The organism is Caulobacter sp. Root343 (assembly GCF_001425745.1).
Classification (GTDB): domain Bacteria; phylum Pseudomonadota; class Alphaproteobacteria; order Caulobacterales; family Caulobacteraceae; genus Caulobacter.
In genome coordinates this window covers 67624-89671 of sequence record NZ_LMDF01000012.1, presented here as the reverse complement: position 1 = coordinate 89671, position 22048 = coordinate 67624, and the positions used below count along the sequence as shown (strand labels likewise).

Genomic DNA, 22048 nt, shown 5'->3' with positions numbered 1-22048 from the left:
CCCCCGCTGTGCAAGGGTGACAAGATCACACTTGCCCCCTCCGCGCTTCGCGCTCCTCCCCCGGAGGGGGGAAGAAGGCCCCCCTTCCGCCCCCTCCGGGGGCGGACGACCGCGGAGTGGTCAGGTGGGGGCAAGTCGCCCTAATCCTCCAGCGGCACGCCGTAGAGCTCGAGCCGGTGATCCACCAGCTTGTAGCCCAGCTTGCGGGCGATGGCGTTCTGCAGGGCTTCGATCTCTTCGTCCACGAACTCGACGACCTTGCCCGACTTCATGTCGATCAGGTGATCGTGATGGTGGGTCGGAGTCTCTTCGTAGCGCGAGCGGCCGTCGCGGAAGTCGTGGCGCTCGATGATGCCGCTTTCCTCGAACAGGCGGACGGTGCGGTAGACCGTGGCGATCGAGATGTGCGGGTCGATGGCGTGGGCGCGACGGTGCAGCTCTTCCACGTCCGGATGATCTTCGGCCGACGACAGCACGCGCGCGATCACGCGGCGCTGGTCCGTCATGCGCATGCCCTTTTCGATACAGGCCTTTTCGAGTCGATCCACGGCGGACCCTCCGTCTGAGTCGCGGGCAAGATAGGCGGTCGGCCCCTAGGTGTTAAGCGCCCGCCGCATGACAAGCGCGTCCTTGGCGCCATCTGGGTGGGGATAATAGCCCTTGCGCAGCCCGACCTTGGCGAAACCGGTCGATTGATAGAGGGCGATCGCCGCCTGGTTGTCGGCGGCGACCTCCAGGAACATCGCCTCGGACTCGGTCTCGGCGGCGATCCCGGCGGCGATCTCGACCAGGGCGGCGCCCCAGCCGCGCCGACGGGCGGCGGGGTCGACGGCGATGGTCAGGATCTCAGCCTCGCCGGCGATCGAGCGGCACAGAATGAAACCCTTGGCCTCGGCGGGCTCGCCCGCTTCGCCCAGGATCGCGAAGGCGCCGGGCGATTTCAGCAGTTCGTCGAACTCCAGCGCCGTCCAGGGCCGGTCGAAGGCCTTGTCGTGGATATCGGCGAGATCGAACGCGGCCTCGGGCCCAACGGGACGCAGGTTCATGCCGCGGGCAGGGTCGCGTAGGGCGCGCGCAGATAGAGCGGCCGGGGCGAATGGCTCGGGGTCGGTTTGGCCGCGGCGAGGCGGGCGACCGCGACCGGATCAGCCGAGACCGAGGTCAGCACGCTCGCGCTCGGCAAGGCGTCGGCCAACAAGGGCGCGCCCGAGCCGATCAGGGTCGCGGGGCCGCCGGAATAGAGCTCGGCCAGCCGCGCGGCGGCCTCGCCCAGGCCTAAAGCGTCCGGAGCCATAAGCGAAACGCCGTCGGCGAACACCTGGAGATAGACCTGGCTCATCCGGGCGTCGATGATGGCGGCGGCGAAGCCCTTGGTTCCGAACGCCAGGCTCTCCAGCGTGTTGACGCCGACGCAGGGGATCGACAGCGCCGTGGCCAGCCCCTTGGCGAAGGCCAGGCCGACGCGCAGGCCGGTGAACGAGCCCGGGCCGACCGTGACGCCGATCCTCGACAGGTCGGCGAAGGCGATACCCGCCTCGGCGGCGGTTTCACGGGCCAGAACGCCGATGCGCTCCTGGTGGCCGCGCGTCATCGGCTCGCTCCGCGCGGCCAGAACGCGCTCGCCGTCCAGCACGGCGACCGAGCTGGCCCCGAGGCAGGTGTCGATGGACAGGATCATGGATCAGGCGGCGCCGACGACCGCGCCCTCGGCGGGACGCCAGACTAGCTCGTTCAGCTGGCCCTTGGCCTTCAGGCTCGCCTCGGGCGGAAGGCCCTTGCCCGCCCAGCCGGGAACCCCGAACACGTAGGAGACGGTCGGGGCCTCGGGACGGACGCAGATCGTCTGGTTGATCTCGCGCCCCTCGCCGGCCCGGCACTGGGCGAGCGTGAAGCCGAGGTCGGCCCACTTGGCCAGCAACTGCTCGTCCTTGGGACCGCGCACGTCGCCGGCGGCGGCGCGGACATAGGCGATCTGGCCCTCGTCGCCCTTGCCGATCTCCAGCAGCGGGACGTTGTCCTGCTCGACATTGATGATCGGCAGGGCCGGGCCCTGGCCGGCATGCAGGAAGGCGCCCTCGACCTTGGCCTTGGGGAACAGCGCCTTCAGGGTGGCGAGGTCGAAGGCGGTCGAGCCGTTGATCGGACCGACGCCGTCCTTGCCGATCTTCAGCGGACCGCCGGCATAGGGCGCGATGGCGACGGTGACGGGAGGCTTGGCTGCGGCCTCGGCGCTCGGCGGCGCGGAAGCCTCGTCCTTCTTGGCCGGCCCGCAGGCGGCCAACAGCACGAGCGGCAGGGCGAGGAAGGTGTGGCGGAGCGTCATGGGCGCGTTTTAGCCCAATGTGCATCCTATGCACAAAGCCTTGTCATCCCGGCCAAGCGCGAAGCGCGCCGAGCCGGGATGACAAGATTGAAGTTGGCTACAGAATCTTCGCCGCCTCGTCGAACGCCAGGCGCGGGTTGCGCGGGAACAGGTTTTCGTCCGTCCCGTGGCCAATCGAGACGATGAAGTTGCTCTTGATGTTCGTGCCCGCGAAGAACTCCGCGTCGACGGCGGCGTTGTCGAAGCCCGACATCGGCCCGACGTCCAGGCCCAGCGCCCGCGCGGCCATGATCAGATAGCCGCCCTGCAGCGAGCTGTTGCGCAGCGCGCCCCACTCCTTGGCCACGGGGTCGGGGAACCAGTCCTTGGCGCCCGGCGCGTGCGGGAACAGTCTCGGCAGGGTCTGCGGGAAGTCGAGGTCGTAGCCGACGATCACGGTGCAAGGCGACTGCCGGATCTTGGGTGCGTTCGATCCCGACGAATGCTTGGCCAGGCGGTCCTTGGCCTCGGCCGAGGTCAGGAAATAGAAGCGGGCCGGAGTCGAATTGGCTGCGGTCGGGCCGAACTTCACCAGCTCGTACAGCTCGTGCAGCACGCTCTCCGGCAGCGGCTCCGGATTCCAGCCGTTGCGGGTCCGAGCCTCGGTGAACAGTTGAGCGAGCGTCGACGCTTCGAGCTTGGCCATGGGCGATCCTTATAAGGGCTATTCGCAACTCTTGTAGTTACAGTATAGCCTCAGGAGCGCGGCGGGCAACACCCCGCTCACACAAAAGCCGATGATCAGAGCGTCTGCTCGACCCGCGTCACTTCCGGCACATAATGCTTGAGCATGTTCTCGACGCCGGCCTTCAGGGTCGCCGACGAGGACGGGCAGCCCGAACAGGCGCCGCGCATGTGCAGCCAGACCACGCCGGTCTGCGGCTCGAACTTCGAGAAGACGATGTCGCCGCCGTCCTGGGCCACGGCCGGGCGGATGCGGGTGTCGAGCAGTTCCTTGATCTCGGCGACGATCTGGCTGGCCTCTTCGTCGTAGACGCCGTCGTCGTCATGACCCCCTGCGCCCGGTTCGGCGTCCAGCAGCAGCGGACGGCCGCTGGTGAAGTGATCCATGATCGCCGCCAGGATCGGCGCCTTCAGGTGCGGCCACTGGGCGTCCTCGCCCTTGGTCACCGTCAGGAAGTCGGGGCCGAAGAACACCCGCGTCACGTCGCCCAGGTCGAACAGCGCCTTGGCCAGGGGCGAGACCTCGCCCTCCTCGGCCGTGCGAAACTCGCGGGCGCCCTCCACCAGCACTTCGCGGCCGGGCAGGAACTTCAGAACCTCGGGGTTCGGGGTGGTTTCGGTCTGAATGAACATGGGCTTGAAATGGACCTCGCGAGGCCGCGACGCAAGACCGGCCGAATGCCGCACAAAGAAAGTGACACAGGCGTCATTTTCTGGCGTGATGGCCACAGAACAACGATCCGCGGGAGGATCCCATGAGCGATGGTAGTGTTGACCTGAAAGAGGCCGCGCGCGCCACGGCCTATTCCATCCCCCTCGAGGACTACCACGTCGCCAACCCGGCCCTGTTCCAGGCCGACGCCATGTGGCCCTATTTCGAGCGGCTGCGGAAAGAGGACCCCGTCCACTACTCGAAGGGCGACGAGGACACCGGGCCCTATTGGTCGATCACCCGCTACAACGACATCATGACCGTCGACACGACCCACCAGGTCTTCTCGTCGGACGCGCACCTGGGCGGCATCACGATCCGCAACTTCGACGAGGACTTCGTCCTGCCGATGTTCATCGCCATGGACCCGCCCAAGCACGACATCCAGCGCAAGACGGTCAGCCCGATCGTCTCGCCGCAGAACCTGGCCCGCCTCGAAGGGATCATCCGCGAGCGGGCCGGCCAGATCCTGGACGCCCTGCCGATCGACGAGCCGTTCGACTGGGTCGACCGGGTCTCGATCGAGCTGACCACCCAGATGCTGGCCACCTTGTTCGACTTCCCCTGGGAGGAGCGCCGCAAGCTGACCCGCTGGTCGGACGTCGCCACCGCCTCGCCCGAGAGCGGCATCGTCGAGAGCGAGGACGCCCGCCGGGCCGAGCTGCTGGAGTGCCTGGGCTACTTCACCAACCTGTGGAACGAGCGGGTCAACCAGACCGAGCCGGGCAGCGACCTGATCTCGATGCTGGCCCACGGCGAGGCCACCCGCGACATGCCGCCGATGGAATATCTGGGCAATGTCATCCTGCTGATCGTCGGCGGCAACGACACCACCCGCAACTCGATCACCGGCGGCCTCTACGCCCTGTCGAAGAACCCGGCCGAAGAGGCCAAGCTGCGCGCCGACCACAGCCTGATCCCGAACATGGTCTCGGAGATCATCCGCTGGCAGACCCCGCTGGCCCACATGCGCCGCACGGCGCTGGAGGACTACGAGCTGGCCGGCAAGACCATCAAGAAGGGCGACAAGGTGGTCATGTGGTACGTCTCGGGCAACCGCGACGACACGGTGATCGAGGACGCCGACGCCTTCATCATCGACCGCCCGCAAGCCCGCCGCCACCTGTCGTTCGGCTTCGGCATCCACCGCTGCGTCGGCAACCGCCTGGCCGAGATGCAGCTGAAGATCGTCTGGGAAGAGGTGCTGAAGCGCTTCCCCCGCATCGAGGTGCTGGAAGAGCCCAAGCGGGTCTTCTCGACCTTCGTGAAGGGCTACGAGCGGATGATGGTGCGGATCCCGGAGCGCAATTGAAACTGTCATCCCGGACAAGCGCGTAGCGCGCAGATCCGGGACCGCCGGAAGCGCCGAGCCTATGGCGGTCCCGGCTCTTCGCTTCGCTACGGCCGGGATGACAGGGTTTAAGCCAGCTCCTCGATCTCCGCATCGGTTAGGTCGCCCGGCACCACCGTCACCGGCAGCTTGCGACCCGAGAACCCGACGCCTTCCTTGGCGATGGCCGAGATCAACGGGCCCGGGCCCCGCCCGGCCGTAGAGGTCGCCAGGATCAGGATCTTGATGGTCGGGTCGGCCGCGACCACCTGTTTTAGAGCCGTGCGGACGCCGTCGGCGTGCTTGATGATGAACTCGGGCGGCAGGCCGGTCTCGGCGACGACGCGATCGGCCAGGCTCTGCAGCAGGGCCTCGGCCTCTTCGCGTTCCTGCCGCTCGATCTCCTCGCGCACCCCGCTCCAGTGCTCGAACTCGGCGGGGACGATCACCTTCAGCATCGCCACGCAGCCGCCGGTCGAAGCCGCTCGGCGGCAGGCGTATTTCAGCGCCGCCGCGAACTCCGGACTGTCGTCGGCGACGACCAGAAACTTGCGGCGACTTTCGGAAGCGGCGTCAGTCATCGCGCGAGATGACGCCGCTTCAAGCCGAAGCTCAAGCCCCCCAGAAACCGACCAGCTTCTTGACCTCGGCCAGGGTCGGGGCGGCGGCCTCGGAGGCCTTGGCCGCGCCCTTGGCCAGGATCCGGTCCAGCTCGGCCGGATCGGCCAGCAAGGCGCGCATCCGGTCCCCGACCGGGGCCAGCTTCTCGACCGCCAGCTCGGCCAGGGCCGGCTTGAAGGTCCCGAAGCCCTTGCCAGCGTATTCGGCCAGCACCTCGGCCTTGGTCCGGCCGGCCAGGGCCGCGAAGATGCCGACCAGGTTGTCGGCCTCGGCGCGGGCGCTCAGCTCGTCCAGGGTCTCGGGCAGCGGCTCCGGATCGGTGCGGGCCTTCTTGACCTTGGTGGCGATGGTGTCGGCGTCGTCGGTCAGGTTGATGCGCGAATAATCCGACGGGTCGGACTTGCTCATCTTGGCCGAGCCGTCGCGCAAGGACATGACCCGCGCGCCCGGCCCCTGGATCAGCGGCTCCGGCTGCGGGAAGAAGGCTGGAACGCCGCCGGGCGCCCCGAAGTCGTGGTTGAACTTGCCGGCGATGTCGCGGGTCAGTTCCAGATGCTGTTTCTGGTCCTCGCCGACCGGCACGTGGGTGGCCTTGTAGACCAGGATGTCGGCCGCCTGCAGCACCGGATAGGTGTAGAGGCCCACCGAGCTGCGCTCCTTGTGCTTGCCGCTCTTCTCCTTGAACTGGGTCATGCGGTCCAGCCAGCCGAGGCGGGCGACGCATTGGAAGATCCAGGTCAGCTCGGCGTGCTCGCGCACCGCCGACTGCGGAAAGATCGTCGCCTTGTCCGGGTCGAGGCCCGAAGCGATGTAGGCCGCCGCGATCTCGCGGGTCTGCTGGGCCAGGGCCGCCGGCTCCTGCCACACGGTGATGGCGTGCAGGTCGGCCACGAAGATGAAGGTGTCGATCTCGTGCTGCAGGCGGGTGAACTTCACCAGCGCGCCGAGATAGTTGCCCAGGTGCAGGGCGCCGGAGGGCTGGACGCCCGAGAGCACGCGGGCGGGGCCCGTATAGGCTACGGGACCTGGGGCGGCGGGAGCTTGGTCGGTCATGGCCCGCTGGTTAGCGCCGCCACCCGGCGAGAGCAAGGCTACATCAAGCCTTGCCGCGCCGCAGGGCCGCCTTCAGCTCGGCCGGCTTGACCCCGCCGAACAGGAACAGCAGCGGGGGATACAGCGCCGCGCCGGCCAGGCAGGTCAGAGCCAGGGCGAACTCCTTGGCGCCGATCGTGTGGCCGGTCAGGCCCAGCCCGCGCAGCGGCGCCTCGATCAGATCGCGCCAGTGCGAGGCGGCGACCAGCAGCAGGCCCATGCCCAGGCTGGCCAGGCTGATGCGGATCAGGCGCGACCAGGTCTGGCCCGATGGGCCGTAGTGACCTTGGCGCGACAAGGCCCAGGCCATCTGGCCGACATTGGCCCAGGACGCCACGGCGGTGGCGGCGGCGATGCCCTTCACGCCCACCAGGTTGAACAGCAGCACGCCCAGGACGATGTTCACCACCACCGAGACGATGGCGAAGCGCATCGGGCTCTTGGTGTCGCCCCGCGCGAAGAAGGCCCGCGAATAGAGCTGCTGCAGCACGAAGGCGGGGGTGCCGAGGCCGTAGAAGAACAAGGCCGACGCCGTCTGGCTGGCGTCGAAAGCGGTGAACTGGCCGCGGGTGTAGAGACCGTCCGACAGGAAGCCCGGCATGGCGATCAGGGCCGCGGCGGCCGGCAGGGTGAAGGCCATGGCCAGGGTTATGGCCTGGTCCATGGCGCTCTGAGCGTCGTCGCGGTCGCCCGAATGCACCGCGCGCGACAAGCGCGGCAGCAGCGCGACACCGATCGCCACGCCCACCAGGCCCAGCGGCAGCTGGTAGAGCCGGTCGGCGGTGGCCAGCCACGAGCGGCCGCCCGGCACATGGCTGGCCAGGTTGCCGGAGATGAAGATGTTGACCTGGGTGGCGCTGGCCGCCAGGGCGCCGGGAATGGCCTTGCCGATCAGCTCGCGCACTTCCGGCGTCAGGCGGGGCATACGCCAGTGGACCTTGGCCCCCGACTTGTTGACGCCCCAGGTCAGCAGGGCCGCCTGGGCCACCCCGGCCACGACCACGCCGGCCGAGCCCCACTGGGCGGCGCCGATGGCGCTGGTCTGCGGCAGGATGAACGCCAGGGTGAAGATGTTCAGCAGGATCGGCGCGCCGGCCGACAGGATGAAGCGGTCGCGGGCGTTCAGCACGCCCGACAGGTGCGCGACGATGGCCATGCACGGCAGGTAGGGCATGGTGATCTGGGTCAGCAGCACCGCCAGTTTGTACTTCTCGGTGCCCCAGCCGAAGCCGGGGCTGATCAGCATCATCAGCCAGGGCATGGCCAGCTGGCAGATCACGGTGATGACGATGGTCGAGGCCGCCAGGGTCGCCATGGCGTCGGCCGCCAGGATGTCGGCCGTCTCTTCGCCGTCGCGCTGCAGCGACTTGGCGTAGGCCGGCACGAAGGCGGCCGCGAAGGCGCCCTCGGCGAAGAACCGGCGGAACAGGTTCGGGAAGGCCAGGGCCGCGTTGTAGGCGTCGGCGGCCGGGGTGGCGCTGGCCCCCATCCGGTACGACACCGCCAGGTCCCGCGCGAAGCCCATGAACCGGCTGATCAAGGTCAGGCCGGAATAGATCATCGACGACTTGAGCAGCCCTCCGGCCTTCTTCGGCGCGGGCTGGATCTCTTCGACGGGAGCGGGGGGGACGGTGTCGGTCACGCTGGGCTTCTGGGGGTTCCGCGCGGGAGCGTCAAGGGCGGCGCACGCCCCGTTGCGCTTTCGCCGTCAGCCATGGAGGCTCCTCTCTAGCGCTTGGCGAATGAACGACCCGATCGAGCCGAAAGAAAGCAAATCCAGTTTTCTTCTCAGCCGCCCAGATGGTAACGCCTCCAGTATAGGGAGAAGCGACCATGCCCCATGCGACAGGCCGCCATTCACGCGATACGCAGAATGATCGCGCCAGCCTGTCGGGCACCAATATCGAGCGTGCGGGCGACTACAATCAGCGGGTGGCGTTGCAGTCGATCCGCGTGGGTTTGGCCAAGACCAAGCTGGAGGTCGCCGCCTATACCGGCCTCACCGTCCCCGCCGTCACCAACATCACCAACCGCCTGCTCGAGGATGGGCTGATCGTCCAGGCGGGCAAGCTGCACGGAAACCGTGGCCAGCCCGCCATGACCTTCGCCGTCAATCCCGACGGCTGCTACTCGATCGGGCTGAACATCGATCGCGACCATGTCACGATCGTCCTGCTCGACCTGGCCGGCCGGGTGCGGGCGCGGGCGACACGGGACGTCGCGTTCCTCGGTCCCGCGGACGTGGCGGCGTTCTTCGACCAGCACTGCAAGACCTTCCACAAGCTCAGGGGCGTCGCGGCCGATCGCATCGTCGGGGTCGGCGTGGCCCTGCCCGACGACTTGGCCAAGGCCGACCTGCCCCACCGCCCGGCCGCCTACGACGCCTGGAACGCCGTCGACGTCCGCGCCCTGCTCTCGCGGTCGCACGACTGGCCGGTGATGCTGGAGAACGATGCGGCGGCGGCGGCCCTGGGCGAGCTGCATTTCGGCCATGGCATGCGCGCCAGCAGCTTCTTCTACATGCTGATCAGCTCGGGCCTGGGCGGCGGCCTGGTGATCGACGGCGAATACTTCCGCGGGGCCCACGGTCGCAGCGGCGAGCTGGGCTTCCTGCCGGTCTCCCCCGACGGCGCGACGACCTTGGAAGACTTCGTCTCGCTCTCGGCCTTGAACGAGCATCTAGGCGCCTTGGCGCCGGCTGATCCCGCCGACCTTGCCGGCCTGCCGCCCCAAGGCCGCGCCCGGATCGACGCCTGGCTGGACGTGGCCGCCGAGCGTCTTTGCGACCCGCTGGTGTCGATCAGCTGCCTGATCGACCCGCAGGCGGTGTTCATCGGCGGCCGCCTGCCCGAGGCCTTGATCGACCGACTGGCCGAGGCGGTGAACGCCAAGCTCGCCGACCGTCGCCTGGCACTGACCATGGCGCGCGCCCGCCGCGCGGCTTTATCCGCCGACGCGCCGGCCATGGGCGCGGCGATCCTGCCGATCATCGCCCGCCATCTGCCCTCGCGCTCGGCCCTGTGGAAGACCGATCAGGTCTAGGACGACGCGGCTAAGGCCTGACCGTGACCATCACCACCCCGTGCGACGGCGCGGTGGCGGCGAAGCGTTCCTTCATCGGCCCCAGGTCCTTGCCAGCCCACAGGTCGCGAACCCTGGCCCTCAGGCCGGCCGGATAGCCTAGCTCGGTCCAGTCGACGGCGATCGACTTGGCCTCGGCGCCGCGATTGAACAGGATCACCGCCCGGCCGCCGTCGGCCAGCGGCTTGGACCACACCTCCAGATCACCGTCGTCGCGGACGCGCCGGCCCTGGACGCCGAGCTTGTCCTGATTGATGGCGATGACCTCCTTGTTGAGCAGGATGTCGCGCGTGGCCTGGTCCATGTTGGCGACGTCGTTGCCGGCGATCAGCGGCGCGGCCATCAGCGACCAGAGGCTGAAGTGGGCGCGGTACTCGGTGGTCGTCAGCCCGCCATTGCCGACCTCCAGCATGTCCGGATCGTTCCAGTGGCCGGGGCCGGCGAACGGATGCAGCGGCTCGTTGGCGTCCAGGATCGGCAGGATGCCCAGCGCGTAGTCGTGCTTGCCGTCCCATTTGTCGGTGATGTCGCCAGTCGTGCGCCACACGTTGCCGACCTTGCTGGCCCACAGCCACGGCTTGGCCGTACCCCACTCGCACATGGAAAAGACGATGTCGCGGCCGGTCTCGCGCAGCGCGTCGGCCATCAGGGTGTAGGCTTCCTCGGCGTTGCGCGTGCCCGTCGCGCACCAGTCGTATTTCAGATAGTCGACGCCCCAATCGGCATAGGTCTTGGCGTCCTGGAACTCGTGGCCCTGGCTGCCGGGGCGGCCGCCGCAGGTCTGCCGGCCGGCGTCCGAATAGATGCCGAACTTCAGCCCCTTGGCGTGCACGTAGTCGGACAGCGCCTTGATGCCGCTCGGGAACCGCTTGGCGTCATAGGTGATGAAGCCGCCGGCGTCGCGCGGGCCGTGCCAGCAGTCGTCGATCACCACATACTGGTAGCCGGCCTCCTTCATGCCGTTCGAGGCCATGGCGTCGGCGACGCGGCGGACGGTGGCCTCGTCGATGTTGCAGGCGAACTTGTTCCAGCTGTTCCAGCCCATCGGCGGCGTCTGGGCCAAGCCGTTGGGCACGCGCGGCGGCGGATCCTTGTCGGCGGCCAAGGCCCCGGCCGGGACCCCGAGGGCCAAGGCGAGCGCGGCCAGCAGGGCGACGAGGCGCTCAGGCGATTTCGACATCGGATTTTCCTTTCGCGCCATCGGCGGCGGTGAAGCGCCCGAGCACTTGGGCATGGGTGGGCATGCGCTCGACGGCCTTCAGGCAGGCGATGCGCACCTGCTGCAGGCGCTCGGCCATCAATCGCTCGTCCATCAGGTTGGCCAGCGGGTCGTAGCCCTCGGGCTCGCCCTGCTGGCCCATCATGATCGCCAGCCAGTTCGGCTCCTGGAAGATGGTCTGGTTGGGGAAGATCGTGGCGCCGCGCGTGCGGAACAGCTCCATCTTCTCACGCAGGGAGTCGGGCACGGTCATGTGGCGCAGGCGGTCCCACAGCGGTTCGCCGACCCGGCGGTTGGCGTGGTAGTGATAGATCAGGAAGTCTCGGATCTGCTCCATCTCCTCGCCCATGATCCGATTGTAGATCCCCGCCGCGGCCGGATCGTTCTTGGCCAGCGGGAAGCTGCCGGCCAGCTTGATCAGGCCGTGCTGGATCAGGTGGATCGAGGTCGATTCCAGGGGCTCCAGAAACCCGCTCGACAGGCCGATGGCCGCGCAGTTCTTGACCCGCGACTGCTTGCGCCGGCCGGTGGTGAACCGCAGGAAGCGTGGGTCGGCCAGGGCCTTGTTGTCTGGATGCTCGCGCGCCAGGCTGGCCAGCAGGACGTCGGCCGCCGCGTCGTCGCCGATATGGTCGCTGACATAGACATAGCCGTTGCCGGTGCGGTGCTGCAGCGGGATGCGCCAGCGCCAGCCGGCCGTATCGGCGATGGCGCGCGTATAGGGGATCGGATCCTCGAACCGCGCCGAGGGGACCGCCACCGCGCGGTCTGCCGGCAGGAACCGGGACCAGTCATCGTAGCCGACCTTCAGCGCATCGCCGATCAGCAGCCCCCGGAAGCCCGAACAGTCGATGAAGAAGTCGCCGGCCAGCGCCTCGCCATCGTCGAGGGCCAGCGAGGCGATCGTGCCATCCAGCGGGTCCAGGTCGACGCCGCGAATGGTGCGTTCGACCCGCCGAACCCCCCGCGCCTCGGCGACCTCGCGCAGGAGCTTGGCGTAGAGCGAGGCGTCGAAGTGATAGGCGTGGGCCATGGCCGCGCGCGGATCGTGGGGATCGTCGACGCGCCAGTCGAACCGGCCGGCCTTGGCCGCCAGGCAACTGAGCGAGAACTCGGCGAGATCGGCCTTGTAACCCAGCCGTCGCGCGCGCAGCCAATAGGCATGGAAGGACACCCCCTCCATCGGCGCGCCGTAATAGCCGAACGGGTGTAGGTAGCGTCCCGCCGGATCGCCCCAGCCGACGAACTCGATCCCAAGCTTGAACGAGCCTTGGGTGGCCGCCAGCATCCGGCCTTCGTCGACCCCCACTACCTTGTTGAAGAAGGTGATCGGCGGAATGGTCGCCTCGCCGACCCCGACGGTGCCGATCTCGGCCGACTCCACCAGGGTGATCCGCATCTGCTGGGGCGTGAAGACCTTGGAGAAGAAGGCGGCCGACATCCATCCGGCCGTGCCACCGCCGACGATCACGAGGTGGGAGATCTTTCCCGTATTGTCCATGCCGCCCTCTTTCGGGAATCGCCGCGCGCAAGCCCCGCCGACAGAAGCCGGCGAGGCCCTTGGTCTTGAACTCTAGCAGCGCTAAGCGCCGTTAGAACGACCCGCGGATGATGAACGAGACGCGGCGGTCGCTGACGCTCCAGCTGTGGGTGCGGACCAGAGACTTCGAGAAGTTTCCTTGCGTGCCCAGGTACCAGGAGTCCCGCTGATCCATCTCCAGCTCGTTGCGGGTGTTCAGCAGGTTCACCGCCTGCACCCCGATCTTCACCTGCTGCGACAGCGCGTACAGCACCGACCCGTCCAGCTGGCCGTACGACTTGGAATATACCGGCACCATCAGGTTCGAGGCCGAGGCGCTCATCAGGTAACGCGAGCGCCAGTTATAGGCCAGGCGGGCGTCGATGCCGTATTTGCTGTAGAGAAGCGTCGCATTGTAGGTGTAGCGCGACAGCTGCTCCAGCGGCAGGTCCAGCTTCGAGGCGTTGATCTGCGAGGCGTCGGTGGTGCTGCTGGACACGTTCGCCGTGCCCTTGCTTTCCAGCACCGTCGCGTTGAGTTCCGTGCCCAGGCCGCCAAGGGCGCCGGGCAGGAAGTCGTAATATTGCTGATATTGGAACTCCAGGCCGTAGATCTTACCGTGGCCCATGTTCTGCGGGATGGTGCCGACCGCCTGGACCGACTTGCCGTCGGCCTTGGTGATCGTCGCCAGGGTCTGCACCGACTGGATGTAGTCGTAGACGTCCTTGTGGAACGCGCCGACCGCCAGCATGCCGCCCTTGAAGTACCACTCGCCCGACAGGTCGAACGAATTGGAGCGCATCGGCTTCAGGTTCGGATTGCCCGAGTAGAAGCCGAAGGCGACGTCCGTGTGGTACTTGACCGCCGAGCCGCCGGCCGCGGCGGTGTCGAGCTGGGCTTGGGTGTAAGGCGCGCCCGTCACGGGATTGATGACGCCGTCGGCGACCGCGGCGTTGCGCGACTGCAGCGTGGCCGACATGTTGACCGACGGGTCCAGCTGGTAGAAGTCCGGCCGGACGATGTTCTTGGACGCCGCGAAGCGCAGGAACAGATTCTCCTTGGCCTTCAGGCGCAGGTTCAGGCTGGGCAGAATGTCAGTGTAGTTGGTCCCGCCGACCGAGGCGAAGGGCTTGCCGTCGGCGAAGGTGATCTTGGCGGCGGCGGTCGGTGAGGCGAAACGCGCCTGGCTCGGGTCGATGAAGCCGACGGTCCCGAAGCCCTGGCCATCGGTCGACGACTTGACGACGCGCAGGCCGATATTGCCGTCCCAGCTCATCGTCTGGTCGCCCCAGTGGAACGGCAGGTCGTCGCCGAAGCGGACCTTGGCGTAGACCGCGGCGGTCTTTTCCCACTGGCGGTTGACGCCTCGGCCGCCGGAGCTGGCGAAGCTGGTGTTCACGTCGCCGAGGGGCTGCCAGTAGCTGATGCTGCCGGTCGGAGCGGCCCAGATGGGCATGTAGCTCATCATGGTGCCCTGGGTGAACGGGCTGTAGGTTCCCCCGGCCGGCGACCAGGACGGGATCGTGCCGTTGGCGCCGCCCGGCGGATAATAGCCGTACTCACCGTCGTTGTAGGCCGGACCACCGCCCGGGATCGGACCGTTCCACACTGTCTGCTTCAGATACGAGTAGAGCGCCTGCGGGTTCTTCGCCAGGTCGAACGACGGCAGGATCAGGCCGGGAACCGACAGGTCGCCCTTGAAGAAGTTGTCGAACGACACCTTGTCCTGGTGCTGGGTGTATTTGTCCGCCGTGGCGGTCACCCGCGTGGCCCAGGGCGCGGAGATCAGGTTCCAGTTGTAGCCCGCGTCGCGCGAGGTGGCGTCGCGCGAGGTGGCGCGCACCCCGAGCTTGATGTCCTTCAGCCAGCTGTCGTCATCGAACGCATAGGTCGCGTCGAACTTGCCCGAATATTCCCGGGCGTCGTTGTCGTCGAGGTGGTCCATCGCCGCGTAGAGATTGAAGGCCGACGGCGTGCTGGTCGTGTTGGCCATGGTGATCTTGGGCAGTTCGCCGGTTAGATCCAGGCCAAAGCCGCCCGCCAGGGTGACGGTGTTGTAGACCGTCAGGTCCGTGCCTTCGCGGTGCGAATAGACGTACTGCAGGTCGCCGGTCACCAGCCAGCGGTCGTTCGACCACCGGAAGCCGGCCGAGACGTCGTTGGTGTTGTCCTTGACCACGCCATAGCGGGTGCCGAGGTTCAGCAGGAACGAGTTGGCCACGCCGTTGCCGCCGCCGCCGCCGTCCACCAGCTGGCCCTTGAGGAAGTTTCCGTCCGCGTCGTACGTGAACGACGTACCGGTCGCCGGCCCCACCACGAACGACTGGTTGTTGGTCGCCGAGCAGCAGGCCGAGGTCTGGGCGAAGCGGTCCTGAAAGGTCTGCTTGGCTTCGGTGCGGAACAGGGTGGTGTAGAGCTCCAGATTGTCGCTCGGCCGCCATTGGAACGCGCCATAGAAGCCCGTGCGGTTCCGGTCCTGATGATTGTTGCGATACTGGACGCCGACCGGCACGAACACGCGGCTCTTCGGCTGGCCGGCGATGGCGTTGTCGCCGTTGAAGTTGAAGGTCGCGCCGCCGTCGTAGGACGACTGAACGCCCAGGCCGTGGGCGTTGTAGGGGTCGACGGCGATGGTGTTGACGGCGGTCTTCAGCTTCGAGTTCGACAGGCTGACCAGCATGCCGAACTCGCCGAGATTGGTGTCGAAGCGGTCGCTGAGCAGGACGCTGCCCGACGGCGAGCCGGCCTTGCGCAAATCCCCGCGCGTATAGTCGGCGGAGAAGGCCATCTGGTGGCCTTTCTGGTCGAACGGCATGCGCGTGCGCAGGTTCACCGTGCCGCCCAGGCCGCCTTCGACGATGTCGGCCGAGGGATTCTTGTAGACGTCGACGCCGGCGAACAGCTCGGGCGTGACGTCTTCCCACGAGATGGCCCGGCCGCCGCGCGCGGAGAAGATGTCGCGGCCGTTCAGCTCGGACCGCACCCAGGTCAGGCCGCGGATCTGGACGCCCGAGCCTTCGGCGTTCAGGCGATCGACGTCGCGGGGCTGGGTCGTGCGGCCGATCGTGACGCCCGGCACGCGCTGCAGCGCCTCGGTCACCGACCGGTCCGGCAGGCCGCCGATGTCGACGGCGGTGATCGAGTCGACGATCTCCTCGGAGTTCTTCTTCAGCTCCTGCGCCGACTGGATCGCGCGGCGCTGCCCGACCACGACGACTTCGGTCACCGAATCGACAGCGCTGTCTTTGTCGCCAGAAGTTGATTGCGCCTGCGCCGTCGCGGCCCAGGCGCTGGACGCCGCCACCATGGCCGCCGACGCCAGCCACACACTTTTCCTGTTGAGAGCCTTCACGTTTCCATCCCCGTTTTTGACCGGGGCCAAGTCGGCCGACGGTCTCGCCGTGCGAGCCGTCTCCGACTTTGCGTCGGTAGGCGGGCTCACCGGCCTGTTTTATTTAATATGCTTTATTTAACCGGGGCGCATTTATCGTACAAGCCGCATTTTCAATCCCACAGCTCGAAGACGAGTGGGGCCCTGCGGCGCTGAGGCGTCCGGAACGCTATCGCTTCGGAGTCAGATCCGGTCGAGACGCGAGAAAGGCCGCGCGCTCTTCATCCGTCAGCACCTTGGCCGTCTTGCGCCGGGCCATCTTCGGCGTGGGGCGCGCATAGGTGTCGGCGGCGGCGGACGCCGGCTTGAGATCGCCCAGACGTTTGATCGGCGGCCGCATGTCTTTTCCCCCAAGGACCGTGAAACGGCTTCTAACGCGCCACGCTGGCTCGAGCCCGACGCAGACCCGCTCGCGCGGCCGGAGCCGTGGCCTCGTTCTGCTCCAGGGCCGCCAGCAGGTCGGCCTTCAAGGCGTTGACCTTGCGCGTGTCGGTGATCTTCCCGCCTTCGGCCGTCTGGACATAGAAGGCGTCGACCGCCCGCTCGCCGTAGCCGTCGATATGCGCTGACTGGATCGACAGGCCGCTCTCGGCCAGGGTCTTGGCCAAGGCGTGCAGCAGGCCCGGCCGGTCGCGGCCCGAGGCCTCGACCACGGTGGCGTCATTGGAGGCCTCGTTGTCGACGGTGACGGACGGCGCGATGGCGAAGGCGGCGGCGCGCGACTGCTCGGCGCCTCGGCGCGGCTCCATCGTCAGGGCGTCGCCCTTGCCGGCGGCCTCGAGAGCGTCGGCCAGGCGGCGCAGAGCCCGGGGGTTCTCGCAGCCCAGCGGCGCGCCGGTCACGTCCTGCACATAGAAGACGTCCAGGGCCTGGCCTTGGCGCGACGTGAAGACCCGCGCGCCGACGACATTGCCGCCTAGCGACGAGATGGTCAGGGCCAGATCGGCGAACAGGCCGCGCCGGTCCTTGGCCGCCACGACGATCTCGGCGGCGTTCTGGCCGGGACGCACCCGCCCCTCGGCCGCGGCCCCGCCCTGGATCGCCGCCCGGCGCGCCAGGACGGCGTGCTCGAGCAGGTCCTCCTGCGGGAAGGCGCTGAAATAGGCGTTCTCCATCGCCGCGACCCAGCCCATGGCGGCCGGATCGGTCTCCAGCAGGACGGCGCGAGCGTTCTCGGCGACGTTCTCCTGGTGGCGCAGGACATTGGCGGCGGCGTCGCTGCCGCGCCCGCCCCGGAATACCGCCTCGGTCGCGTTGTAGAGCTCGCGCAGCAGCTGACCCTTCCAGCCGTTCCAGACGCCCGGACCCACAGCGCGGATGTCGGCGACGGTGATGACCAGCAGCAGGCGCAGGCGCTCGGGGTTCTCGACGATGCGCGCGAAGGCGGCCACCGTCCCCGGGTCGGAGACGTCGCGCTTCTGGGCGAAATCGCTCATGACCAGGTGGTTCTCGACCAGCCAAGCGACCAGCTCGACCTTGGTGCGGTCGACGCCCAGCCGCTCGCAGGCGCTGCGGGCCGAGCGGGCCCCGGCCTTCTCCTGGCCGCCGACTCCGCCCTTGCCGGTGTCGTGCAGCAGCATGGCCAGGAACAGGGCCTCGCGGTCCTCGATCAGCGGCATGATCGACACGGCCAGCGGATGGTCGTCGACCATGCGGCCGGCGGCGATGTCGCCGATCACGCCCACCGCGCGCAGCGTGTGCTCGTCCACCGTGTACGAGTGGTACATGTTGAACTGCATCTGGGCGACGATCCGGCCGAACTCCGGCACGAAGCGGCCCAGCACCCCGGCGTCGTTCATCAGGGTCAGGGTGCGATAGCTGCGCTTGCCCCGCGCTAGTAGGTCCAAGAAGGCCCGGCAGGCGTCGGGATCGCGGCGCACGCGCGAGGTGATCAGCTGCAGGCTGCGAGTCACCTCCGTGAAGGCGTCCGGATGCAGGTCGAGGTCGCGCTCGTCGGCGATCTTGAACAGGCGGATCAGATTGACCGGATCGGCCTCGAAGATCTCCTGGCCTTCGATGTTCAGGCGGCCGCCGTCCTCGTAGAAGCCCTCGACGTCCAGCGCCTTGCGCTTGGGTCGCCCGCCCGGCAGGAAGCGCGAAATGCCCTTGGGCTCGTTCTTGAAGTGCTCGGCTTCCAGCTTGGCCGAGAAGGCGCGGGTCAGGGCCCCGACCTCCTTGGCGATCAGGAAGTACCGGCGCATGAACCGCTCGACCGCCGGCGCGTCGCCGCGGTCGCCATAGCCCATGCGTCGGGCGATTTCGGGTTGCAGGTCGAAGGTCAGGCGCTCTTCGGGCCGGCCGGTCGTGAAATGCAGGTGGGCCCGCACGGCGTGCAGGAAGTCGAAGGCGCGGATGAAGGCCTTGGTCTCGCGGCTCGAGAACACCTCCATCTTGAAGACGTCCTCCGGCCGGTCGACCGGGTGCAGATATTCGGCGATCCACATCAGGGTGTGGAGGTCGCGCAGGCCGCCCTTCCCTTCCTTGACGTTGGGCTCGACCATGTAGCGGCTGGCGCCAGCCCGGGCCTGGCGGTCGTCGCGCTCCTTCAGCTTGGCGGCGACGAACTGGGCGCCGGTGCCCTTCATCACGTCGTCGCGGAAGCGCTTCTTCAGGTCGGCGGCCAGGCGCTCGTCGCCGGTCAGGCGGCGGCCCTCCAGGATCGAGGTGCGGATCGTGAAGTCTTCCTTCGACAGCCGCACGCACTCCTCGATCGTCCGCGAGGCGTGGCCGACCTTGAAGCCCAGGTCCCACAGCGCATAGAGCATGAACTCGATCACGCTCTCGGCGTGCGGCGTCTGCTTGTAGGGCCGCAGGAACAGCAGATCGATGTCGCTGAACGGGGCCAGGGTCGCCCGGCCATAGCCGCCGACGGCCAGCAGGCACAGGCGCTCGCCCTCGGTCGGATTGCGGGCCCGGAACACGTGGACCGTGGTGAAGTCGTAGAGGGCGGTGATCACCTCGTCGGTGACGCCCGACAGCAGCCGCGCCGTCTCGACGCCGCTGGCCCCGTTCTCCAGCCGTTCCTTGGCGATCATCCGGCCGCGAAACAGCGCCTGCTTGAGGATCTCGATGGCGCGCGAGCGCTGCTCGGCCTCGTTGCCGATCGAATCGAGTGCGGCGGCGGACAGGCGGGCCCGCAGGACGTGACCGTCGACGACGTGTTCCAGGCGGGTGGGGCGAAGGCGACGGGGCATGATGGAGATATGGCGTACCTGAGCGTGGCGTCCAAACGGGGAATCGGTTCGGCCGACCGTCGCGCTCCCACTAAAGGCCCTAGGTCTTGAGCAGACCCTTAAGACGATAGAGGGCCTCCAAGGCCTCGCGGGGGCTCATGCCGTCAACATCGAGGTCGGCCAGCGAGTCCTCGACGACGCTCGGCGTCGCTTTGGCGGGCGCCGCGACGGCCGCCTGAGCCTGGCTGACGGCGAACAGCGGCAGGTCGTCCAGCTTGGCCGGCGACTGATCCTTGCTCTCCAGGCGGTCCAGCACCTCGCGGGCGCGGGCGACCACCGGACCGGGCACCCCGGCCAGCTTGGCCACCTGGACGCCGTACGAGCGGTCGGCCGGACCCGGCGCGGCCTCGTGCAGGAAGACCAGATCGCCGTTCCACTCCTTGGCCCGCAGGCTGAGGTTGGAGACGAAGCTCATCCGCTCCTCCAGGGTCGCCAGCTCGTGATAGTGGGTGGCGAACAGGGCGCGGCAGCGGTTGGTGTCGTGCAAGGCCTCGGCGCAGGCCCAGGCGATGGCCAGGCCGTCATAGGTGGCCGTGCCCCGGCCGATCTCGTCCAGGATCACCAGGCTGCGCGGGCCGGCCTGGGTGAGGATGGCGGCGGTCTCGACCATTTCCATCATGAAGGTCGAGCGGCCACGGGCCAGGTCGTCGCCAGCCCCGACGCGGCTGAACAGGCGATCGACCACGCCCAGGCGGAAATGGGCGGCCGGCACGTAGCAGCCCGACTGGGCCAGGATCGCCAGCAGGGCGTTCTGGCGCAGGAAGGTCGACTTACCGGCCATGTTCGGGCCGGTGACGATCGACAGGCGCGGCCCGCCCTCGCCCGAGGCGTCCAGGCAGCAGTCGTTGGGGGTGTAGGGGTCGCCGGCCCGCTTGACGGCGGCCTCGACCACGGGGTGGCGGGCGCCCTTGGCGTCGAAGGCGTAGGACTTGTCGACGATCGGCCGCACCGCGTCGGCGTCCTCGGCCCATTCGGCCAGGGCGGAGGCGACGTCCAGGCGGGCCAGGGCCTCGGCGGCGATCTGGATGGCGTCGGCCAGGCCCCTTGCCTGCTCGCGCCAGTCCTCGAACGCGGCGACCTCCATGGCCAGGGCCCGTTCGGCGGCCTGGGCGATGCGGGCGTCCAGGTCGGCCAGCTCCACCGTGGTGAAGCGCACCTGGTTGGCCAGGGTCTGGCGGTGGATGAAGGTGGCGTTCAGCGGCGGCTGAAACAGCGGGTCGGCCTTGCCGGCCGTGGCCTCGACGAAATAGCCGAGCACGCCGTTGTGGCGGATCTTCAGCGGCACGCCGCTTTCCAGGGCCAGCTGGGATTCCAGGGCGGCGATGACCTTGCGGCTGTCGTCGCGCAGGCCGCGGGCCTGGTCCAGCTCTGGCCGAACGCCCGGAGCGACGAAGCCGCCGTCGCGGGCCAGGGCCGGCAGGTCGGGGCCCAGACCGTGCTCCAGCGTGTTGAGGAACTGGGAGAGCCCCTCGTGCAGCGACGGGGTCAGGGCCTTGAAGGCGTGTTCCAACTCGTACGGCGGCGGCGACAGCGGGTCGGGCGAACCACCTGCCATGCCGGCCAGACGCTCGCCACACTTCAGGGTGTCGCGCAGGCAGCCGAGATCGCGCGGGCCGCCCCGGCCCAGGGCCAGGCGCGACAGGGCGCGGGCCATGTCGCCGGAGCCTTTCAGCACCTCGCGCAGGCGCTGGCGCAGCGGGCGGTGCTCGACGAACCACTCGACCGCGTCCAGGCGCTGGTCGATGGCGGCGACGTCCAGCAGCGGCCGGGCCAGGCGTGAGGCCAGCATCCGAGCCCCGCCCGCCGTCACCGTTCGGTCGATGCAGGCCAGCAGCGAGCCGTTGCGGTCGCCGGTCTGGGTGCGGTCGATCTCCAGGCTGCCGCGCGTGGCCGGGTCGATGGCCATCACATCCGCATCAGCGGCGCGGCGCGGCGCGCGCAGGGCGGGCAGCCTGCCGGCCTGGGTCATTTCCAGGTGGGCGGCGATCAGGCCCAGGGCCCCGATCTCGGCCGGCGACAAGCCGCCAAAGCCGTCCAGGGTGTCGACGCCGTACAGGCGCTTGACCCGCGCCTCCGAGGCCTGCGGCTCCGACAGGGCCGAGGGCATCGGCTGCACCAGGCCGCCGCAGATCTTCAGGGTCTGGGACAGGGCGTCATCCGACAGCAGGCGATCCGAGACCAGGGTCTCGGATGGGGCCAGGGCCGCCAGGATAGGGGCCACGGCTTCCTTGGCCACGGCGAAGACCTCGACCTCGCCGGTCGACAGTTCGACCGAGGCCACCGCCGCCTGGCCCGCGCGCATGGCCACGGCCGCCAGGCGGTTGGCGCCGCGGGCGTCCAGCAGGCCGTCCTCGGTCAGGGTGCCGGGCGTCACCACGCGGACGATGTCGCGACGGACCACCGACTTGGAGCCGCGCTTCTTGGCCTCGGCCGGATCTTCCATCTGCTCGCAGACGGCGACCTTAAAGCCCAGGCGGATCAGCTTGGACAGATAGGCCTCGGCCGCGTGCTGCGGCACGCCCGCCATCGGGATCGGCTGGCCGTTGTGCGTGCCCCGAAACGTCTGGCTGATACCCAGCGCCGCGGCGGCCCGGTAGGCGTCGTCGAAGAACAGCTCGTAGAAGTCGCCCATGCGGAAGAAGATCAACGCATCGGGCTGCCGCGCCTTCATCTCGAAGAACTGCTGCATCACCGGCGTCGCGCCAGTGGGGTCGAGCAGGTGGGCGGGCGTAGGCGTGGCGTGGGCGTTCATGACGCCCGAAACTACAGAGCGTCGCGACTCCCGTTAAGGGGCGGCGTTAAGG

At 68.5% G+C, this 22048-nt stretch carries 17 protein-coding genes and 1 pseudogene; 2 read left to right on the top strand and 16 right to left on the bottom strand.

Annotated features, from left to right (window positions below):
* Positions 1–25 precede the first annotated feature (25 nt).
* The 7 genes and pseudogenes from ASC70_RS26070 to ASC70_RS23730 all read right to left on the bottom strand — a co-directional run.
* A pseudogene (locus tag ASC70_RS26070) lies at positions 26–116 on the bottom strand (hypothetical protein); the annotation flags it as partial.
* 24 nt (positions 117–140) lie between these two features.
* Positions 141–548 (bottom strand): Fur family transcriptional regulator, encoded by a 408-nt coding sequence (locus ASC70_RS23755; RefSeq protein WP_047413780.1) that lies wholly within the window; start codon positions 546–548, stop codon positions 141–143.
* 45 nt (positions 549–593) lie between these two features.
* A complete protein-coding gene (rimI, locus tag ASC70_RS23750; protein WP_056055527.1) occupies positions 594–1046 on the bottom strand; it encodes a ribosomal protein S18-alanine N-acetyltransferase in 453 nt (150 codons plus the stop codon).
* Entirely contained in the window at positions 1043–1678 is a 636-nt protein-coding gene (tsaB, locus tag ASC70_RS23745) for a tRNA (adenosine(37)-N6)-threonylcarbamoyltransferase complex dimerization subunit type 1 TsaB (RefSeq protein WP_056055524.1), read from the bottom strand. Before tsaB ends, rimI begins: the two co-directional genes overlap by 4 nt.
* 3 nt (positions 1679–1681) lie before the next feature.
* Positions 1682–2323 carry a DUF1131 family protein gene (locus ASC70_RS23740; RefSeq protein WP_056055522.1) on the bottom strand — a complete coding sequence of 214 codons (642 nt, stop codon included), beginning with the start codon at positions 2321–2323 and terminating at the stop codon, positions 1682–1684.
* Between the two features lie 97 nt (positions 2324–2420).
* Complete coding sequence (locus ASC70_RS23735) at positions 2421–3008, bottom strand: malonic semialdehyde reductase (RefSeq protein ID WP_056055519.1); 588 nt, start codon at positions 3006–3008, stop codon at positions 2421–2423.
* Positions 3009–3103: 95 nt separating this feature from the next.
* Positions 3104–3679: a NifU family protein gene (locus tag ASC70_RS23730; RefSeq protein ID WP_047413785.1), complete on the bottom strand. Its 576-nt coding sequence runs from the start codon at positions 3677–3679 to the stop codon at positions 3104–3106.
* 122 nt (positions 3680–3801) lie between these two features.
* On the opposite strand from ASC70_RS23730, the gene ASC70_RS23725 reads away from it, so the two are divergent.
* Positions 3802–5070 carry a cytochrome P450 gene (locus ASC70_RS23725; protein ID WP_056055517.1) on the top strand — a complete coding sequence of 423 codons (1269 nt, stop codon included), beginning with the start codon at positions 3802–3804 and terminating at the stop codon, positions 5068–5070.
* A gap of 107 nt (positions 5071–5177) precedes the next feature.
* Here ASC70_RS23725 and ASC70_RS23720 read toward each other — a convergent pair whose 3' ends face one another.
* From ASC70_RS23720 to murJ, 3 genes are read right to left on the bottom strand one after another with little or no spacing between them, the layout of a single operon-like run.
* The gene (locus ASC70_RS23720) at positions 5178–5669 is read right to left on the bottom strand and encodes a universal stress protein (protein WP_056055514.1); all 492 of its coding nucleotides are present in this window, start codon (positions 5667–5669) and stop codon (positions 5178–5180) included.
* Positions 5670–5700: 31 nt separating this feature from the next.
* Positions 5701–6762 (bottom strand): tryptophan--tRNA ligase, encoded by a 1062-nt coding sequence (gene trpS, locus ASC70_RS23715; RefSeq protein WP_056055511.1) that lies wholly within the window; start codon positions 6760–6762, stop codon positions 5701–5703.
* A 43-nt stretch (positions 6763–6805) separates the two neighbouring features.
* On the bottom strand, positions 6806–8443 hold the full coding sequence (gene murJ, locus ASC70_RS23710; protein WP_056055508.1) for a murein biosynthesis integral membrane protein MurJ: 1638 nt from the start codon (positions 8441–8443) through the stop codon (positions 6806–6808).
* 191 nt (positions 8444–8634) lie between these two features.
* On the opposite strand from murJ, the gene ASC70_RS23705 reads away from it, so the two are divergent.
* A complete protein-coding gene (locus ASC70_RS23705) occupies positions 8635–9843 on the top strand; it encodes an ROK family transcriptional regulator (protein ID WP_056055505.1) in 1209 nt (402 codons plus the stop codon).
* 10 nt (positions 9844–9853) lie between these two features.
* On the opposite strand, the gene ASC70_RS23700 is transcribed toward ASC70_RS23705, so the two are convergent.
* The 6 genes from ASC70_RS23700 to mutS form a co-directional block, all read right to left on the bottom strand.
* Positions 9854–11062, bottom strand: a complete 1209-nt coding sequence (locus ASC70_RS23700; RefSeq protein WP_056055502.1) for a glycoside hydrolase family 27 protein — start codon at positions 11060–11062, stop codon at positions 9854–9856.
* A complete protein-coding gene (locus tag ASC70_RS23695; RefSeq protein ID WP_056055499.1) occupies positions 11046–12602 on the bottom strand; it encodes a tryptophan halogenase family protein in 1557 nt (518 codons plus the stop codon). Before ASC70_RS23695 ends, ASC70_RS23700 begins: the two co-directional genes overlap by 17 nt.
* Before the next feature lie 91 nt (positions 12603–12693).
* Entirely contained in the window at positions 12694–15972 is a 3279-nt protein-coding gene (locus tag ASC70_RS23690) for a TonB-dependent receptor (RefSeq protein WP_156396301.1), read from the bottom strand.
* 208 nt (positions 15973–16180) lie between these two features.
* Positions 16181–16351: a hypothetical protein gene (locus ASC70_RS25345; RefSeq protein ID WP_164468814.1), complete on the bottom strand. Its 171-nt coding sequence runs from the start codon at positions 16349–16351 to the stop codon at positions 16181–16183.
* Positions 16352–16382: 31 nt separating this feature from the next.
* Complete coding sequence (locus tag ASC70_RS23685; protein ID WP_047413793.1) at positions 16383–19205, bottom strand: [protein-PII] uridylyltransferase; 2823 nt, start codon at positions 19203–19205, stop codon at positions 16383–16385.
* Positions 19206–19284: 79 nt separating this feature from the next.
* On the bottom strand, positions 19285–21996 hold the full coding sequence (gene mutS, locus ASC70_RS23680) for a DNA mismatch repair protein MutS (protein WP_056055493.1): 2712 nt from the start codon (positions 21994–21996) through the stop codon (positions 19285–19287).
* Positions 21997–22048: the final 52 nt, after the last annotated feature.